Origin of the sequence: Donghicola eburneus, from assembly GCF_900115865.1 — a bacterium.
Taxonomy (GTDB): Bacteria; Pseudomonadota; Alphaproteobacteria; order Rhodobacterales; family Rhodobacteraceae; genus Donghicola; species Donghicola eburneus.
In genome coordinates this window covers 79,552-96,590 of sequence record NZ_FOXY01000004.1, presented here as the reverse complement: position 1 = coordinate 96,590, position 17,039 = coordinate 79,552, and the positions used below count along the sequence as shown (strand labels likewise).

At 58.1% G+C, this 17,039-nt stretch carries 16 protein-coding genes; 11 read left to right on the top strand and 5 right to left on the bottom strand.

Features of this window, described 5'->3' with window-relative positions:
• The first annotated feature begins 4 nt into the window (after positions 1 to 4).
• Genes grxC through BM225_RS08035 form a run of 3 tightly spaced genes read left to right on the top strand, consistent with a single transcriptional unit; the run spans position 5 to position 1,559 of the window.
• Positions 5 to 265, top strand: a complete 261-nt coding sequence (gene grxC / locus BM225_RS08045; RefSeq protein ID WP_072708768.1) for a glutaredoxin 3 — start codon at positions 5 to 7, stop codon at positions 263 to 265.
• Positions 262 to 1,098 (top strand): carbon-nitrogen hydrolase family protein, encoded by an 837-nt coding sequence (locus BM225_RS08040; protein WP_072708765.1) that lies wholly within the window; start codon positions 262 to 264, stop codon positions 1,096 to 1,098. Before grxC ends, BM225_RS08040 begins: the two co-directional genes overlap by 4 nt.
• Before the next feature lie 14 nt (positions 1,099 to 1,112).
• Positions 1,113 to 1,559, top strand: a complete 447-nt coding sequence (locus tag BM225_RS08035; protein WP_177218586.1) for a MarR family winged helix-turn-helix transcriptional regulator — start codon at positions 1,113 to 1,115, stop codon at positions 1,557 to 1,559.
• A gap of 44 nt (positions 1,560 to 1,603) precedes the next feature.
• Here BM225_RS08035 and ubiG read toward each other — a convergent pair whose 3' ends face one another.
• Complete coding sequence (ubiG, locus tag BM225_RS08030) at positions 1,604 to 2,350, bottom strand: bifunctional 2-polyprenyl-6-hydroxyphenol methylase/3-demethylubiquinol 3-O-methyltransferase UbiG (protein WP_072708762.1); 747 nt, start codon at positions 2,348 to 2,350, stop codon at positions 1,604 to 1,606.
• Positions 2,351 to 2,422: 72 nt separating this feature from the next.
• On the opposite strand from ubiG, the gene pip reads away from it, so the two are divergent.
• The 6 genes from pip (at position 2,423) to infB (ending at position 10,026) form a co-directional block, all read left to right on the top strand.
• Positions 2,423 to 3,403 carry a prolyl aminopeptidase gene (pip, locus tag BM225_RS08025; RefSeq protein ID WP_072708759.1) on the top strand — a complete coding sequence of 327 codons (981 nt, stop codon included), beginning with the start codon at positions 2,423 to 2,425 and terminating at the stop codon, positions 3,401 to 3,403.
• A gap of 56 nt (positions 3,404 to 3,459) precedes the next feature.
• Positions 3,460 to 4,470 (top strand): SDR family NAD(P)-dependent oxidoreductase, encoded by a 1,011-nt coding sequence (locus BM225_RS08020; RefSeq protein WP_072708756.1) that lies wholly within the window; start codon positions 3,460 to 3,462, stop codon positions 4,468 to 4,470.
• Between the two features lie 136 nt (positions 4,471 to 4,606).
• A complete protein-coding gene (gene rimP, locus BM225_RS08015) occupies positions 4,607 to 5,191 on the top strand; it encodes a ribosome maturation factor RimP (protein ID WP_072708753.1) in 585 nt (194 codons plus the stop codon).
• Between the two features lies 1 nt (position 5,192).
• Positions 5,193 to 6,809, top strand: a complete 1,617-nt coding sequence (gene nusA, locus BM225_RS08010; protein ID WP_072708750.1) for a transcription termination factor NusA — start codon at positions 5,193 to 5,195, stop codon at positions 6,807 to 6,809.
• A 25-nt stretch (positions 6,810 to 6,834) separates the two neighbouring features.
• The gene (locus BM225_RS08005; RefSeq protein WP_072708747.1) at positions 6,835 to 7,455 is read left to right on the top strand and encodes an RNA-binding protein; all 621 of its coding nucleotides are present in this window, start codon (positions 6,835 to 6,837) and stop codon (positions 7,453 to 7,455) included.
• A 9-nt stretch (positions 7,456 to 7,464) separates the two neighbouring features.
• Entirely contained in the window at positions 7,465 to 10,026 is a 2,562-nt protein-coding gene (infB, locus tag BM225_RS08000; RefSeq protein ID WP_072708744.1) for a translation initiation factor IF-2, read from the top strand.
• 125 nt (positions 10,027 to 10,151) lie between these two features.
• Here the strand turns inward: infB and BM225_RS22280 are convergent, their stop codons facing one another.
• The 4 genes from BM225_RS22280 to BM225_RS07980 form a co-directional block, all read right to left on the bottom strand.
• Positions 10,152 to 10,283, bottom strand: a complete 132-nt coding sequence (locus BM225_RS22280; protein WP_092464157.1) for a hypothetical protein — start codon at positions 10,281 to 10,283, stop codon at positions 10,152 to 10,154.
• Positions 10,284 to 10,478: 195 nt separating this feature from the next.
• Complete coding sequence (locus tag BM225_RS07990) at positions 10,479 to 10,883, bottom strand: (deoxy)nucleoside triphosphate pyrophosphohydrolase (RefSeq protein ID WP_072708742.1); 405 nt, start codon at positions 10,881 to 10,883, stop codon at positions 10,479 to 10,481.
• Entirely contained in the window at positions 10,880 to 12,106 is a 1,227-nt protein-coding gene (argJ, locus tag BM225_RS07985; RefSeq protein ID WP_072708739.1) for a bifunctional glutamate N-acetyltransferase/amino-acid acetyltransferase ArgJ, read from the bottom strand. The genes BM225_RS07990 and argJ overlap by 4 nt, the downstream gene beginning before the upstream one ends.
• Positions 12,107 to 12,955: a peptidylprolyl isomerase gene (locus BM225_RS07980; RefSeq protein WP_072708736.1), complete on the bottom strand. Its 849-nt coding sequence runs from the start codon at positions 12,953 to 12,955 to the stop codon at positions 12,107 to 12,109. It abuts the gene before it with no gap.
• A 171-nt stretch (positions 12,956 to 13,126) separates the two neighbouring features.
• Between BM225_RS07980 and secA the strand changes: the two genes are divergently transcribed.
• The gene (gene secA / locus BM225_RS07975; protein ID WP_072708733.1) at positions 13,127 to 15,829 is read left to right on the top strand and encodes a preprotein translocase subunit SecA; all 2,703 of its coding nucleotides are present in this window, start codon (positions 13,127 to 13,129) and stop codon (positions 15,827 to 15,829) included.
• 193 nt (positions 15,830 to 16,022) lie between these two features.
• Positions 16,023 to 16,958 carry a hypothetical protein gene (locus BM225_RS07970; RefSeq protein WP_072708731.1) on the top strand — a complete coding sequence of 312 codons (936 nt, stop codon included), beginning with the start codon at positions 16,023 to 16,025 and terminating at the stop codon, positions 16,956 to 16,958.
• Positions 16,959 to 17,039 lie beyond the last annotated feature (81 nt).

The following is a 17,039-nucleotide window of genomic DNA, read 5'->3' as shown; positions in this document are numbered from 1 at the left end:
CGTCATGAAGCCCATCGAAATTTACACCTCGCCTCTCTGCGGCTTCTGCCACGCCGCCAAGCGCCTTCTGGACAAGAAGGGCGCGTCCTATAGTGAAATCAATCTGTTCGAAGAACCGGATCGCCGGTCAGAGATGATGGATCGCGCGCATGGTCGCCATACCGTGCCTCAGATTTTCGTGGGCGAGACCCATGTTGGAGGCTGCGATGAGCTATATGAGCTTGAACGCGCAGGCAAACTTGATCCTCTCTTGGCCAGCGAATGAAGGCGGCGCTGCTCCAGATCACATCTTCGGATGATCCGGCGGCCAATGCAAAGATGCTCCAGCGCCAGATCGCCGAGGCTGCCTCGAACGGAGCAGATTTTGTTCTGACACCCGAGGTAAGCAATTGTGTGTCGACCTCGCGCGATCACCAAATAGCCGTTCTGCGGCACCAAGAGGATGATCCCACGCTGGCGCGTTTGCGCGCCGCAGCGGCAGAGCACGGCATATGGCTACTGATCGGATCGCTCGCGCTTAAAACCCACGATGCGGACGGCCGCTTTGCAAACCGGTCGTTTCTCGTCAATCCGCAGGGTGACATCGCTGCACAGTACGACAAAATCCACATGTTTGATGTTCAGGTGTCCGAAACCGAGAGCTACCGCGAATCTGCAGGCTACCGCCCTGGCGATCGCGCCGTTCTGGCAGAAACACCCTTTGGCACTGTGGGTCTCACCATCTGCTATGACGTACGCTTTCCTCATCTGTACCGCGATCTGGCCAAGGCAGGAGCGGACATCATTTGCGTCCCCGCCGCGTTTTCTCCGGTCACGGGCGCAGCGCACTGGGAAATACTTTTACGCGCCAGAGCCATAGAATGCGGCGCATATGTGCTTGCGCCGGCCCAATGTGGCACCCACCCTTCGAGTGGCGCCAAACCCCGTTCGACCTACGGGCATAGCCTTGCGGTGGACCCTTGGGGCAAAATTGTCGCATCGGCGGGGGATTTACCGACCATCACCTATGTTGAACTCTGCCTAAAGGAAGTGGCAGAAAGCCGAGCACGCATCTCTGCGCTCGACCATGACCGCCCGTATAGCGGTCCCTTAGACTAAACGCGAAAGACCGGATGGCGATTGAAAAGAACAACGCGCTCGCAGTGACCCTGTTCAGCGAGATACTGACCGTGGACCAGTTGGCCCGCAACCGGCTGTCGCGTGTTCTGCCAAAGGGCATGGAAATCTCGCACTTCTCAGTCCTGAATCATTTAGCCTTCTCGGGCGAAGAGCGTACTCCGGCGCAACTGGCAAAGTCGTTTCACGTCACGCGCGGTGCCATGACCAATACGCTGAACCGGCTGGAATGGGCGGGCTACGTGCACATTCGTCCCGACTGGGACGACGCGCGCCGCAAGATGGTTGCAATTAGCCCTGCTGGCAAACGCGCTCGAGATCTGGCGCTTGAGGCGATCACGCCCATGATCCAAGAAGTGGTCAGCGCCCTCGGTGACGAAAAAGTCCGCGCGGCCCTACCGACTTTGCGCGAACTCCGTCTTAGGTTAGAAGAAAACCAGTAGGCTTCTTTTTGCCCTAAATACTCAAAATCCAGTACGCGCCACCCTCACGCGGGCTTGGTGCTCGCGGTGACATAGTTCACGCTCAGATCCCGCGAAGACAGGCTCCAGCCCCACGTGATCGGGTTGAACACAAAGCCCGTGCGATCCACTGGGTTCAGGCCAGCCTTCGAAATCAGCGCACACAGCTCGTCCGGGGTGATGAACTTGTTCCACTCGTGGGTGCCCTTGGGCAGCCAGCGCATCACATACTCCGCACCGACAATCGCCATGGCAAAGCTCTTGGCGTTTCGGTTGATCGTCGAGCAAATCATCAGCCCGCCGGGCTTCAGCAACTGCTGGCAGGCGTCCAAGTAGGCTTGGGGATCGGCCACGTGCTCGACCACTTCCATGTTCAAAACGACATCAAACTGTTCGCCCGCAGCAGCCATCGCCTCGGCTGTGGTAAAGCGGTAGTCGATGTCCAAACCGGATTGTTCGGCGTGAATGCGCGCCACGGGCAAGTTTCGCTCGGCGGCATCCGCGCCGACCACAGTTGCACCAAGGCGCGCCATAGGTTCGGACAATAGGCCGCCGCCACAGCCGATATCCAGCAAACGCAGTCCTTCGAACGGCTTTGCGGCCGACCGATCCCGCCCAAACTCACCGGCGATCTGGCTGGTAATATATTCCAGACGGCAGGGGTTGAGCATGTGCAGGGGCTTAAATTTACCGTTCGGGTCCCACCATTCTGCGGCCATTGCTTCGAATTTTGCAACTTCGCTGGCGTCTACGGTGGTCTGCTGCGCTTGCATTCTGATCTCCCTGTTGGTCTTCTGGGCCTCTACGCCTCATATAGACCTTTCAACAGAAAATTCTCGGCCCAAATGCGCGCAGCTCAATTCCTATATCCAAGCCTGGCTCCCTTTGACCAGCGCATGCTCGACGTCGGTGACGGCCATACGGTCTATGTCGAACAATGCGGCAACCCAGACGGCATTCCTGTACTGGTGCTTCATGGCGGCCCCGGTGGTGGCTGTAGCCCAACGATGCGACGCTACTTTGATCCCGAAGTCTATCGCGTTGTCTTGTTCGACCAGCGGGGGTGCGGTCGTTCTAGGCCTGCCGCGTCGGTCGAGGCGAACACCACATGGCATCTGGTGGCCGACATTGAGCTGATCCGCGAGACGTTGGGGATCGAGAAGTGGGTTGTCTTTGGCGGTAGCTGGGGCGCCACGTTGTCCCTGATCTATGCGGAAACCCACCCCGAACGGGCGATGCATCTGGTGTTGCGCGGCGTGTTCCTGATGACCCAGAGCGAACTCGACTGGTTCTATGGCGGCGGGGCAGGGCGCTTCTGGCCGGATGTATGGAACCGCTTTGTTGCACTAGTGCCAGAGGATGAACGCGGCGACCTCATCGGTGCCTACCATAAACGCCTGTTCGGCGAGGATACGCCAGAGCAAATCAAGTTTGCTCGCGAGTGGACCGCTTGGGAAAATGCGCTCGCATCTGTCGCGTCGAATGGCCCGAGCTTTTATGACACGCCTGCCGACTACGCGCGGGTCTTTGCGCGGCTCGAGAACCACTATTTCGTCAATGCGGGCTTTCTGAAGATGGACGGTCAGATCCTGACAGACTTGCCCAAGCTCAAGGGTATCGGCGCGACAATCGTTCAGGGACGCTTTGATATGATCTGTCCCCCCGAAGGCGCGTGGAAGCTCAAAGAGGCGTGGCCAGATGATCTGTGCGACTTGCGTATGATCCCAACGGCGGGTCACGCGCTCTCAGAACCGGGCATTTCGTCTGAATTAGTGCGCGTAATGGACATGCTGCACAGTGTTCGCCTGCGATCGTTGCTGGGTTGATTGACTTGGCGGCCTCAATGGCGCACGGAAGGAAACAGTTTGTTCAGGAGGGCCATATGAAAAAGGCGCTGGTCACAGGTTCCGCAGGGTTTATCGGGTTTCATCTTAGTCAAAAACTCTTGCAAGAGGGCTTCGAGGTTATCGGCTTTGACAGCCACAACGACTACTACGACGTCGCACTGAAAGAGGGCCGCGAGCAGATCCTCAAGCAGTCGCCCTCGTTCAAGCCGATCCGCGAAAAGCTGGAAACGCCGAACGCGCTGCGCACGCTGATTGGGGACGAGAAGCCGGACGTGATTGTCCACCTCGCGGGGCAGGCAGGTGTGCGCTACTCGATCGATAACCCCCAGAGCTATGTCGAGGCCAACCTGATCGGCGTCTTCAACCTGCTCGAAGCGGTCCGCGCGACCCCCTGTCAGCACCTTCTGATGGCGTCCACCAGTTCGGCCTATGGCGCGAACTCCAAGATGCCGTACGTTGAGACTGTTAAAGCCGACCACCAGATGTCCTTCTACGCCGCGACCAAGAAGGCGAACGAGGCGATGGCGCATTCCTATGCCCACCTCTACGATATGCCGATCACCATGTTCCGGTTCTTTACCGTGTATGGTCCGTGGGGCCGCCCTGACATGGCACTGTTCAAATTCACCAAGGCGATGCTGAACGGCGATCCGATCGACATCTATAACCACGGCAAGATGATGCGGGACTTCTCGTATATCGACGATCTGGTGAAGGGGATTCGCTTGCTGATCGACGCGGTTCCGCAGCGTCCTGCCTCTGAAGCCGACATCGCCGAGCACGACAGCCTGAGCCCTGTGGCCCCGTGGCGCGTGGTGAATATCGGGAACGCCTCGCCGGTGCAGCTGATGGACTTCATCACCGCGCTGGAGGATGCCTTGGGCGTTGAAGCGAAAAAGAATTTCATGCCGATGCAAGCCGGTGACGTGCCGGCGACTTGGGCCGATACCACCCTCCTTAGCAGCCTGACGGGCTATGCCCCCAGCACGCCGGTGAAAGAAGGGGTTAAGCGTTTCGTCGACTGGTACCGCGAGTTCTACACCTAAGAATCAAGGCCCCTCTTGCTTTTCTGCGCAGAGGGGCCTATATCGCGCTCAACAGCGGCGCGTTGGGAACAACGTTCCACCGGGAAAGATCAACGGGCCGCGAGCCCGTTTTTTTTGTGCCCGGAGGCACGCTGATATGACCAACGATCTGATCGCAAAGACTGCCATTGACCGGCGTCTCGCTGAAATCGTCGGCCCCGTTATCGAAGATATGGGGTTCGAACTGGTGCGCATCCGTCTGCAAGGCGGGAACACCCCGCTGCTGCAAATCATGGCTGACAAGCCCGATGGCGGCATCGAAGTGGACGATTGTGCTGATATTTCGACCGCCGTGTCCGCTGTGATGGATGTTGAGGACCCGATCGTCGAAGCTTACACTTTGGAAGTGTCGAGCCCCGGCATCGACCGTCCTTTGACCCGTCTCAAGGACTTCGAGAATTTCGAGGGCTACGAGGCCAAGGTCGAGACCAGTGAACTCATCGATGGCCGCCGCCGCTTCAAAGGCACTTTGGCGGGTGTCGAAGAGAATGAAGTGCTGATTACCATTTCCGAGGGTACCATCGGTCTGAAATTCGACTGGCTGAGCGATGCGAAGCTGGTCCTGACCGACGACCTGATCCGCGATATGCTGCGTGCCCGCAAGGCCGCAGGTGTCGTTGACGAAAACGAATTTGACCTGATCGAAGAAGAGACAGCCGAGTCCGGCTCTGAGGAGAACTGAGATGGCAATCACGTCCGCAAACCAGCTGGAACTGCTGCAAACCGCCGAGGCTGTGGCCCGCGAAAAGATGATCGACCCCGGTCTGGTCGTCGAAGCGATGGAAGAGTCGCTCGCGCGTGCGGCAAAGTCCCGTTACGGCGCCGAGATGGACATCCGTGTGAGCATCGACCGCAAGACCGGTCGTGCTACCTTTACCCGTATTCGTACCGTGGTCGAGGATGAAGAGCTCGAGAACTATCAGGCAGAGCTGACTGTTGCGCAGGCCAAGCAGTACATGGCCGATCCCCAAGTGGGCGACGAGATTGTCGACGAAATCCCCCCTGTGGAACTAGGCCGTATCGCTGCGCAGTCGGCCAAGCAGGTCATCCTGCAGAAGGTGCGCGAAGCTGAGCGTGATCGTCAGTACGACGAATTCATCGACCGCAAGGGCACCATCATCAATGGCGTCGTGAAGCGTGAAGAATACGGCAACGTCATCGTCGATATCGGCCGTGGCGAGGGCGTCCTGCGCCGCAACGAAAAGATCGGCCGCGAGAGCTATCGCCCGAACGACCGCGTGCGCTGCTTTATCAAGGACGTGCGTCGCGAAGCGCGTGGTCCGCAGATCTTCCTTTCGCGTACCGCACCCGAGTTCATGGCAGAGCTTTTCAAGATGGAAGTGCCCGAAATCTACGACGGCATCATCGAGATCAAAGCTGTGGCTCGTGACCCTGGTTCGCGTGCGAAAATTGCGGTTGTCAGCAATGATGGCTCGATTGACCCCGTCGGTGCCTGCGTTGGTATGCGCGGTAGCCGCGTGCAGGCCGTTGTAAACGAATTGCAGGGCGAAAAGATCGACATCATCCCATGGAACGAGGATATGCCGACCTTCCTCGTGAACGCACTGCAGCCTGCCGAAGTGTCGAAAGTGGTTCTGGACGAAGATGCAGAGCGCATCGAAGTTGTGGTCCCTGACGAGCAGCTGTCGCTGGCGATCGGTCGCCGCGGTCAGAACGTGCGTCTGGCCAGCCAGCTGACCGCTTTGGACATCGACATCATGACCGAGAGCGACGATTCGGCGCGCCGCCAGAAAGAGTTCGAAGAGCGCACACAGCTGTTCATGGACACTCTGGATTTGGACGAGTTCTTTGCTCAGCTGTTGGTTTCCGAAGGCTTCACCAATCTCGAAGAGGTTGCGTATGTCGAAGTGGACGAACTGTTGGTGATCGATGGCGTGGACGAATCTACCGCCGAAGAACTGCAGGCCCGTGCCCGCGACTATCTGGAAGCTCAGAACGCCAAGGCTCTGGACGCCGCTCGCGCACTGGGTGTCGACGAGGGACTGGTTGAATTTGATGGCCTGAGCCCCCAAATGGTGGAAGCGCTCGCGAATGATGGCGTTCTGACGCTTGAGGATTTCGCAACTTGTGCCGACTGGGAACTGGCGGGTGGTTGGACCACCGTCGACGGCCAGCGCGTCAAGGATGATGGCATCCTCGAGAAGTTCGACGTCTCGCTCGCCGAAGCTCAGGATTTGGTGATGACCGCCCGCGTTATGCTGGGTTGGGTTGATCCAGAAGAGCTGGTGGGTGACTCTGCCGAAGAAACTGAAACTGAAGAGAGCGAAGCAGAGGAATAATCCTCTGCCGCTGGAGTAGACCTGAATGAGCCGTGGTGGTGCAGACAAAGACCGAGAGAACGGTCCAGAACGCAAGTGCATTGCGACCGGAGAGGTTGGGTCTACTGAAACGATGATCCGCTTCGTGGTCGGACCGGACAACCAGATTGTCCCCGATGTTCTGGGAAAGCTTCCCGGTCGGGGAATCTGGGTCAGTTCGACCCGAGAAGCGCTGGACAAGGCCGCAACCAAGGGTCTGTTCAGCCGCGCTGCAAAAACTAAGGTCACGGTCCCCGAGGGCCTGACCGAAACGGTCGAGCAGCAGATTTCGCGGCGGGTGGTCGATCTGATCTCGTTGGCCCGCAAAGGCGGGCTGGCAGTCGCTGGCTATGAAAAGGTCAAGGATCTCTTGATCAAAGAGGACGCCTACGTCCTGCTTCAGGCCTGCGACGGATCTACACGAGGGAAGTCCAAACTCTCGACCCCGCATAGGGGAAAATACATTGGATGGCTGACCGCAGACGAGTTGGGGGCAGCCTTTGGTAGGGAAACTGTGATTCATAGCGCGCTTGGGTATGGCGGACTCAGCAACCGTGTTGTAGAGGAAGCCACAAGATTGAAAGGCCTGCGCGCGCAAGACGGCGGAATGGGCCGCCGGGAAGGGTAAAACAGCTAGATGAGCGACAACAATAACGACGGCAAGAAGACTCTGGGTGTTCGCGGTGGCGGAGCGGGTGGACGCTCTGGCAATGTGAAGCAGAGCTTTAGCCACGGTCGCACCAAGAATGTGGTGGTGGAAACCAAGCGGAAACGCGTGGTCACCCCCAAACCCGGTGCTGGAAAGTCCGGTGGCGCAAACCCGAAACTTGGCGATCCGTCCAAGCGTCCCGCCGGTATCTCCGACGCGGAAATGGAGCGTCGCCTGAAGGCATTGCAGGCTGCGAAGGCCCGCGAAGCCGAAGATCAGAAGGCTCGTGAAGACGAGGAGAAGCGTCGCGCCGAAGAGCGTGAGCGTCGCCGCGCCGAGATCGAAGCCAAAGAACGCGAAGAGCGTGAGCGCGAAGAAGCGGCCAAACGTAAGGCCGAAGAAGAAGAGCGCGAGCGCAAAGAAGCGGAAGAGGCCAAGAAAGCTGCTGAGAAAGCCGCTGCCGACGCCAAGAAAGCCGCTGCCGCGAAGCGTAACGAGCCCGCTCCTGCCACGCCTGCCGATGCTCAGGCAGCTGGTCAGAACGCCGACAACCGCCGTGGTGGTGCGCCGAAGCCGGCTGCAACCCCCTCGCGCAAGAAAGAGGGCGGTCGCGAAGACGACAACCGTCGCAACAAAGGTGGTCGCAACGACGGACGCCGTTCTGGCAAGCTGACCCTGAACCAGGCGCTGTCTGGTGGCGAAGGTGGCCGTCAGAAGTCCTTGGCTTCGATGAAGCGCAAGCAAGAGCGCATGCGTCAGAAGGCCATGGGCAACCAAGAGCGCGAAAAGATCGTCCGTGACGTTCAGCTGCCCGAAGCCATTGTGGTTTCGGAACTGGCGAACCGTATGGCCGAGCGTGTGGCCGATGTTGTCAAAGAGCTCATGAAAATGGGCATGATGGTGACACAGAACCAGACCATCGACGCAGATACCGCTGAATTGATCATCGAAGAATTCGGCCACAAAGTGGTGCGCGTCTCCGATGCTGACGTCGAAGACGTGATCACCTCGTTCGAAGACAAAGAAGAAGATCTGCAGTCGCGTCCCCCGGTCATTACGATTATGGGCCACGTTGACCATGGTAAAACTTCGCTTCTGGACGCGATCCGTAATGCGAACGTGACCTCTGGCGAAGCCGGCGGCATCACCCAGCACATCGGTGCATATCAGGTGACCACCGATAACGGTGCGGTTCTGTCGTTCCTCGATACACCCGGTCACGCGGCCTTTACCTCGATGCGCTCGCGTGGTGCTCAGGTGACGGACATCGTGGTTCTGGTGGTTGCCGCGGATGACTCGGTCATGCCGCAGACCATCGAAGCGATTAACCACGCCAAAGCGGCGGGCGTTCCGATGATCGTCGCGATCAACAAGTGCGATAAGCCAGAAGCCGATGCCATGAAGGTGCGGACCGAGCTCTTGCAGCACGAAGTTGTCGTTGAGGCGATGTCTGGTGAAGTCCAAGATGTTGAAGTCTCAGCGAAAACCGGTCTGGGTCTGGATCAACTGCTGGACGCAATCGCGCTGCAGGCTGAAATTCTGGAACTCAAAGCGAACCCCGATCGCGCCGCCGAAGGTGCAGTGATCGAGGCGAAGCTCGACGTTGGCCGCGGCCCGGTTGCAACCGTTCTGGTGCAAAAGGGTACTCTGAAGCGTGGCGACATCTTCGTTGTGGGTGAGCAGTGGGGTAAAGTCCGCGCGCTGATCAACGACAAAGGCGACCGTGTTGATGAGGCAGGCCCCTCGGTTCCGGTCGAGGTTTTGGGTCTGAACGGCACGCCCGAAGCGGGCGACGTTCTGAACGTTGTGGAAACTGAAGCTCAGGCGCGCGAAATTGCGGAATATCGCGAGAACGCAGCGAAAGAGAAGCGCGCCGCCGCTGGCGCCGCGACCACTCTCGAGCAGCTGATGGCCAAGGCAAAGGCTGATGAGAACGTCAGCGAACTGCCGATCTTGGTCAAAGCAGACGTGCAGGGCTCGGCCGAAGCTATCGTTCAGGCGATGGAAAAGATCGGCAACGACGAAGTACGTGTTCGTGTTCTGCACTCTGGCGTGGGCGCGATCACCGAGACCGACATCGGCCTGGCAGAAGCCAGCGGCGCGCCGGTCTTTGGCTTCAACGTGCGTGCGAATGCGTCGGCTCGGAATAGCGCCAACCAAAAGGGTGTTGAGATTCGCTACTACAGCGTGATCTACGATCTCGTGGACGACGTGAAAGCAGCTGCGAGTGGCCTTCTGTCGGCCGAGATCCGCGAAAACTTCATCGGCTACGCCGAGATCAAAGAAGTCTTCAAGGTTACCGGCGTGGGCAAGGTTGCTGGCTGTCTGGTCACCGAAGGTGTGGCACGTCGTTCGGCGGGTGTGCGCTTGCTGCGTGACAACGTGGTTATCCACGAAGGGACGCTCAAGACGCTCAAGCGCTTCAAGGACGAAGTCAAAGAAGTGCTGTCCGGTCAGGAATGCGGTATGGCGTTCGAAAACTACGACGACATTCGCCCGCAGGACGTCATCGAAATCTTCGAGCGCGAAGAAGTCGAACGTACGCTCTGATCGTACGACAGTTAGGAAATTCGAGCGGCCCTTCGGGGCCGCTTTTCTTTTGTCTTGTAGGAATTTGGCACAAAAAAAGAGGTCCCCAGGGACCTCTTTGTAGTGTGAGTGGTGGGTAAGTCTTCTTATTTGATAGTCGCGGGACGACCGGCAATCTCACGGTTGTCCACGCGGACGAGAATGCGGCCGTCTGCCAGATCTCGTACGTAAAGTCCTTGCACGGAAACCGAGGTCCCGAAAGTGATAGTGCGCATCATGTCATCATCCTCCGCCAGACATTGCGTACCTATAATATACGCGAGCACGCCTGAAAAAGCATCATAAAAACGTCATGTTTGGGACTAAGGCCCTATCGAATTAGGATAACGCTTGACTAGCCTTTTTGCCGCATACTGATATATCGGCCTCGGAATTACACAGCCAGTTTGAGAGGCAAATGGTTAATAAATAGTTTACAGCCAGTCTCTCAGAACGGGTATCAGCGGAATATCAGCCGGAGGCATGGGGTAATTGCGCAAATCCCGTGCATGTGCCCATGCAAGTTGCTGGCCTTCGCGGGGTACGGGGACGCCCTCCCATTTCCGACATGCGAACAATGGCATTAACAAATGAAAACTGTCGTAAGCATGTGACGCAAATGTGAGGGGAGCGAGGCAGCTGTTCCACGTCTCGATCCCCAGTTCTTCGTGCAACTCGCGCACGAGAGCATCCTCGGGTGATTCGCCTTCTTCGACCTTGCCGCCGGGGAATTCCCACAGACCAGCCATTGATTTGCCCTCGGGGCGCTGTGCGAGCAAAACGCGCCCATCGGGATCGATGAGCGCGACGGCAGAAACCAGAACAATCTTGTTGGTCACGAGCGATAGTCCGCGTTGATTTCGATGTAGGTATGGGTGAGGTCGCAAGTCCAGACGGTTGAGGACCCATCAGCGAGTCCAAGATCGACGTTGATCGTGATCTCTTGCTCTTTCATGACGGCTGCGCCTTGCTCTTCTTTGTAGTCTGGGCTGACCCAACCTTTTTCCGCCACGAGGATATCGCCAAAGCGGATAGTCAACAGATCACGGTCTGCTTCGGCGCCGGACTTGCCGATGGCCATGACGACGCGACCCCAGTTTGGATCCTCGCCTGCGATGGCGGTTTTCACCAGAGGTGAGTTTGCTATGGCCATCGCGTGCACTTTGGCCTGCGCATTGTTGCGTGCGCCCGTGACGTTAATGGTCACGAATTTCTGTGCGCCTTCGCCGTCGCGCACCACTTGGTGCGACAGGTCCAGCATCACGTCATGCAGAGCATCGCGGAACGCTTTGGTGTCGTGGCTCACAGTCGCGCCAGAGGCACCTGTCGCGGCCATCAGAAGCGTGTCAGAGGTCGAGGTGTCGCTGTCTACTGTAATGCAGTTAAAGGTGCTGTCTGTGAACGCGCTGACGAGCGACTGCAAATCGGCTTGTTCAATTTTGGCATCGGTAAAGATGTAGACGAGCATCGTCGCCATGTCAGGGGCAATCATGCCCGAGCCTTTGGCGATGCCCGCGATGTTCACCGTTTTGCCGTCGACCTCGAAGGTCGCGCAGGCGCCTTTGGGGTAGGTGTCGGTGGTCATGATCGCGTGGGCGGCGTCTTCGATCCCGTTCTCGTCAAGCTTGCCTTTGAGCGTGTCTAATGCTGCGATGATCCGCTCGTGCTTCATTGGCTCGCCAATTACACCAGTCGAGGACGTGAAAACGCGGGGAATCGGGGTCTCCATGATCTCTGAGACAGAGGTGGTGATTGCACGGACGGACTCAACGCCTGCCTTGCCGGTAAAGGCGTTGGAGTTGCCTGCGTTCACCAGAATGACGGCGCCCTCTTCGGGGGCACCGCCGATTTTGTCCTGGCAGTCCAAGACCGGAGCTGATCGTGTGGATGATTTCGTAAAGACGCCAGCAATGCTGCTACCTGCGTCCAATGCAACCATCATCACGTCGGTTCGGCCTTGGTACTTTACGCCCGCTGCGTGGCTCGCGAAGCGCGCACCCTTGATGACGGGCAGTTCGGGAAAGGCCTCGGGGGCCAGAGGCGAACGGGCGTATTTGGCCATTTATTGCTCCAAAAGATCCATTTGGTTGATGACCGCAGGATCAAAGTCCTCTGCGGTGTTGCGCTCAACATCCGCTTTATCGGTGAGCGCTGCAACCTGCTCTTCAACTGCGGCGGCCTGAATTTCGGCAGTCAGCTCTTCACGGACTTCGTCCAGCGACGGTGCTTCTTTCTCGCGGGTCTCGTTCAGCTTGATGACATGCCAGCCAAACTGGGTTTGCACAGGCTCTGCCGAGATGGCGCCAGCCTCTAGGTCCATGACCGCATTTTCGAATTCCGGCACCATCATGCCCGCGCCAAACCAGCCGAGAGAGCCGCCGTTGGGGCCCGAAGGACCTGTCGACTTTTCTTTGGCAACTTCTTCAAAGTCCGCGCCGCCGTTGATCTCTTCGATGATGGCTTTGGCTTCGTCTTCGCTCTCGACCAGAATGTGGTTCGCGTTGAATTCAGTTTCGCCGCCTGCATTCGTATACTTGGCGTCATACGCCTCTTGCAGCTTGGCGTCGGTGACCGCCTCCATAGCGATGTTCTCGATGACCTCAGCCGCAGTCAGAGCGCGGGCTTCGTTCTCGAGTGCCAGTTCAAGGCCGCGAGGCTTCTCAGTCAGGGTGTCCGACAGAACCTGCTGTTGGATCAGCTGATCCATCAGGCCGTTAAACAGCACTTCGGGGGGCAATTGTTGATACTGCTGGGGCAGCGTTGTGCGCGCGACCAGCAGGTGACCCAGCGTAATCTCTTTGCCGTTGACGGTTGCGAGTACGGTATCAGCGGTCGGAGCGTCCTGCGCTGAGGCGGACAGGCCGATGCCCATCGCAAAGACAGCGGCAGACAGAGTTTTGAGTGAACGCATGAAAATAGGGTCCTTCGGGTTAACTGCGCTGGTGCGCAACGTTGACACTGTGGGTACAGCCACTTACATCGCCTTGGGGCCTGTAGCGGCTGCCGCGTCATCTTTTTAGGGATTAGGTCCCAGCGCAGCAAGCGGATGCCTCGCACGAAAACGTTAGGAAGCGGGGAAAGTATGCTCGGTATCGGAACTCTGGCCAAAAAAGTCTTTGGCACCCCGAACGACCGAAAGATCAAGGCAACGCGTCCGGTTATAAACCAGATCAACGCCCTGGCCGACGAATATCAGGCCCTCAGCGATGCACAGCTGATCGAGAAAACCGCGAGCCTGAAGGAACGCGTCGCAGGTGGTGAAAGCCTCGATGATGTCCTACCCGAAGCATTTGCCAACTGCCGCGAGGCCGCGCGCCGCGCACTGGGTCTGTGGGCCCATGATGTGCAGCTGATGGGCGGGATGTTCCTGCACCAAGGTAACATTGCAGAGATGAAAACGGGTGAAGGTAAGACGCTTGTCGCGACCTTCCCTGCCTATCTGAACGCGCTGGTCGGGCGCGGTGTTCACGTTGTGACGGTCAACGATTATTTGGCCCGCCGCGACGCTGCGTGGATGAGCAAGGTGTTCGCAGCCTTGGGCATGACTACTGGTGTCGTCTACCCGCAGCAGCCCGAGCCCGAAAAGCGCGAGGCTTATGCCTGCGACGTCACATACGCGACGAACAACGAGCTTGGTTTCGACTATCTGCGCGACAACATGAAGTCCGAGTTGAACCAGATCGCGCAGCGTGACCACTACTTTGCGATTGTGGACGAAGTTGACTCGATCCTAATCGACGAAGCGCGGACGCCTCTGATCATCTCTGGTCCTGCGCAGGACCGCAGCGATATGTACCTGTCGCTGGACAAGGTGATCCCCGAGCTGACCGAAGAGCACTATTCGCTCGACGAAAAGACCCGCAACGTCACCTATACCGACGAGGGCAACGAATTCCTCGAACAGCGCCTGCTTCAGATGGGTCTCTTGCCCGAGGGCCAGTCGCTGTACGATCCGGAAAGCACCACCATCGTCCACCACGTGAACCAAGGCCTGCGCGCTCACAAGCTGTTCACCAAGGACAAGGACTACATCGTCCGCAACGGCGAAGTTGTTCTGATCGACGAATTCACGGGTCGTATGATGGCGGGTCGCCGTCTCTCTGACGGTCTGCATCAGGCGATCGAGGCGAAGGAAGGCTGCAAGATCCAGCCCGAGAACGTCACTTTGGCCAGCGTGACCTTCCAGAACTACTTCCGTCTCTATGACAAGCTCGGCGGCATGACCGGTACCGCGCTGACCGAGGCGGACGAATTCATGGAGATCTATAACTTGGGTGTGGTCGAAGTTCCGACCAACCGCCCCATCGCCCGTATCGACGAAGACGATGCAGTCTACCGCACGGCCCAAGAAAAATACGCCGCGATTGTCGAAGAGATCCAGAAAGCCCACGCAAGCGGTCAGCCCGTTCTGGTCGGCACCACCTCGATCGAGAAGTCGGAAATGCTGTCGGCTCTGCTGCAGCAGGCTGGTGTTCCCCACAACGTTCTGAACGCGCGTCAGCACGAACAGGAAGCGCAGATCGTTGCGGATGCCGGTAAGCTTGGCGCTGTCACCATTGCGACCAACATGGCGGGCCGCGGCACCGACATCAAATTGGGCGGTAACGTCGAGATCAAGATCATGGAGGCCATTGAGGCCAACCCAGATGCAGACCCCGATGCCCTTCGTGCCCAGATCGAGGAAAGCCATAAAGCTGACGAAGAGGCTGTCAAAGCCGCAGGCGGTCTGTTCGTCCTGGCTACTGAGCGTCACGAAAGCCGCCGCATCGACAACCAGCTGCGCGGTCGCTCGGGCCGTCAGGGTGACCCGGGCCGCTCGTCCTTCTTCCTGTCGCTCGAAGATGACCTGATGCGCATCTTCGGTTCTGAGCGTCTAGACAAGGTTCTGTCGACCCTCGGCATGAAAGAGGGCGAGGCGATCGTGCACCCATGGGTGAACAAGTCGTTGGAGCGTGCTCAGGCCAAGGTTGAAGGTCGCAACTTCGACATCCGCAAACAGCTGCTGAAATTCGACGACGTGATGAACGACCAGCGGAAGGTGATCTTCTCGCAGCGCCGCGAAATCATGGAAGCGCAGGACCTGTCCGAAATCGTTCAGGACATGCGCTATCAAGTCATCGAAGATTTGGTCGAAGAGTTCATGCCGCCCCGCAGCTACGCGGACCAGTGGAACACTGAGGGTTTGCAGGCTGCGATCATCGAGACCCTGAATCAGGACATGCCCATCGTGGCGTGGGCCGATGAAGAGGGCGTCGACAACGACGATATCGAAGAGCGCATCCAGAACACCAGCGACGAGTACATGGCAGAGAAGGGCGCCTCTTTCGGTCCTGAAGCCATGCGCCAGATCGAAAAGCAGGTTCTGCTGCAGACCATCGACACCAAATGGCGCGAGCACCTGCTGACGCTAGAGCACCTGCGCTCGGTCGTTGGCTTCCGTGGCTATGCACAGCGCGACCCGCTGAACGAGTACAAGACCGAAGCGTTCCAACTCTTCGAAGGTCTGCTGGACTCGCTCCGGACCGAGGTGACGAAAACCCTCGCTCGTATCCAGCCGCTGTCCAAAGAACAGCAAGAAATGCTACTCAAGCAGATGCAGGCACAACGCGAGGCGCTGGACGCCCCGGTACAGCAAGCGCAGGAAGAAGCCGAATCGCCTGCAGCCACGCCGTTGGTCGCAGGGTTCGACGAAAACGATCCGTCGACTTGGGGCGATCCCGGTCGGAACGATCCATGTCCCTGCGGTTCGGGCGAGAAGTTCAAGCACTGCCACGGCCGCTTCTGAATTTATCCAAGCCAGTGAACAATTTGGCCGGTGCACCTAAAGTGGTGCGCCGGTTTTTTTTATGTTAACATTCAGGATATCAAACTTGTATTTACACAAACGGGCCGAAGAGACTCCGCTATTCAGCCACATCTCTGCCCTGTTTTGCAGGCATCATGATTGCAGAACGCAGTAAGGACATCGGGGAAACGACATGACGGGTTCGACATCACGTTACATGTTTGCAGCAGCTCTAGGCGCCGTGGCGCTGGGGATCGGCGGCGTCATGCAGTATGGCCCTATCAAGATGCTATCGACATCGGCTGATGCTGAAATGCCCAACTTGCCGATTGACCCCGAGTATGTGCAGCTGGCGGCGATCCCGCTCGAAGTTCTCCATGACGTGACAGAACTGTCCTCTCAGCCTGAGCCGACCGTCGTGCCTCAGGCGATGGCGCAGCCCGTCAATGAGTGTGAGATTTCCATGACAGCAGATCCAGCCGCTGCGGCGATGGTCTCTGTCTCGATTAAGGCGCCGTGTCACGCGGACACCCCGGTCACGCTGCACCACAATGGCTTGATGTTCACGGAATCGACCGACGATCGTGGCAACCTGCGTCTGGACGTCCCCGCGCTGGCAGAGAACGCTCTGTTCATGGCGGATTTTGGCGGCACGGACGTGGCCGTCGCCGCAACTGACGTCAGCAGCTTTATTTTTTACGACCGCGCTGTGGTGCAGTGGCAGGGACAGTCCGGTCTGGAACTGCATGCCCGCGAATTTTCAGAAGAGTATAGCGGTCCGAGCCACGTCTGGCGCGAAGCCGCGCGCAACACAAACGTCGCTGCGACGGGCAAGGGCGGTATGCTGATCCGTCTTGGCAACGCGAACCTGCCCCATGCGCGCTTGGCCGAGATCTACACCTATCCCTCGCTGACCTCTGACAATGCGGGCGATGTCCTGCTGAGCGTTGAGGCGCAGGTGACTACTGGCAATTGCGCCCAAGACGTGAATGCCCAGATTTTGCAAACCAACGGCTCTGATCGTGTACGCGTTCAGGACGTTCTGATCTCTGTCCCGGAATGCGACGCCGTGGGCGAGCTTCTGGTGTTGCAAAATGTGTTAGATGATCTGAAAATTGCCGCAAGGTAACAGTCAGGCGGTCTTCAGAAATGTTGGTTTTTAGACGTGCGGCGATTTTCGCCGCGCATCTGTTTTTACTCGGTTCATCTG

Bases quoted from the DNA above. Each gene is read 5' to 3' on its own strand.
- ubiG (WP_072708762.1), bottom strand. From the start codon at position 2,350: ATGCAAGCGCAGCAGACCACCGTAGACGCCAGCGAAGTTGCAAAATTC.
- BM225_RS08035 (WP_177218586.1), top strand. From the start codon at position 1,113: ATGGCGATTGAAAAGAACAACGCGCTCGCAGTGACCCTGTTCAGCGAG.
- grxC (WP_072708768.1), top strand. From the start codon at position 5: ATGAAGCCCATCGAAATTTACACCTCGCCTCTCTGCGGCTTCTGCCAC.
- rimP (WP_072708753.1), top strand. From the start codon at position 4,607: ATGACCAACGATCTGATCGCAAAGACTGCCATTGACCGGCGTCTCGCT.
- BM225_RS07970 (WP_072708731.1), top strand. From the start codon at position 16,023: ATGACGGGTTCGACATCACGTTACATGTTTGCAGCAGCTCTAGGCGCC.
- infB (WP_072708744.1), top strand. From the start codon at position 7,465: ATGAGCGACAACAATAACGACGGCAAGAAGACTCTGGGTGTTCGCGGT.
- BM225_RS22280 (WP_092464157.1), bottom strand. From the start codon at position 10,283: ATGATGCGCACTATCACTTTCGGGACCTCGGTTTCCGTGCAAGGACTT.
- secA (WP_072708733.1), top strand. From the start codon at position 13,127: ATGCTCGGTATCGGAACTCTGGCCAAAAAAGTCTTTGGCACCCCGAAC.
- pip (WP_072708759.1), top strand. From the start codon at position 2,423: ATGCGCGCAGCTCAATTCCTATATCCAAGCCTGGCTCCCTTTGACCAG.
- BM225_RS08005 (WP_072708747.1), top strand. From the start codon at position 6,835: ATGAGCCGTGGTGGTGCAGACAAAGACCGAGAGAACGGTCCAGAACGC.
- nusA (WP_072708750.1), top strand. From the start codon at position 5,193: ATGGCAATCACGTCCGCAAACCAGCTGGAACTGCTGCAAACCGCCGAG.
- BM225_RS08040 (WP_072708765.1), top strand. From the start codon at position 262: ATGAAGGCGGCGCTGCTCCAGATCACATCTTCGGATGATCCGGCGGCC.
- argJ (WP_072708739.1), bottom strand. From the start codon at position 12,106: ATGGCCAAATACGCCCGTTCGCCTCTGGCCCCCGAGGCCTTTCCCGAA.
- BM225_RS07980 (WP_072708736.1), bottom strand. From the start codon at position 12,955: ATGCGTTCACTCAAAACTCTGTCTGCCGCTGTCTTTGCGATGGGCATC.
- BM225_RS08020 (WP_072708756.1), top strand. From the start codon at position 3,460: ATGAAAAAGGCGCTGGTCACAGGTTCCGCAGGGTTTATCGGGTTTCAT.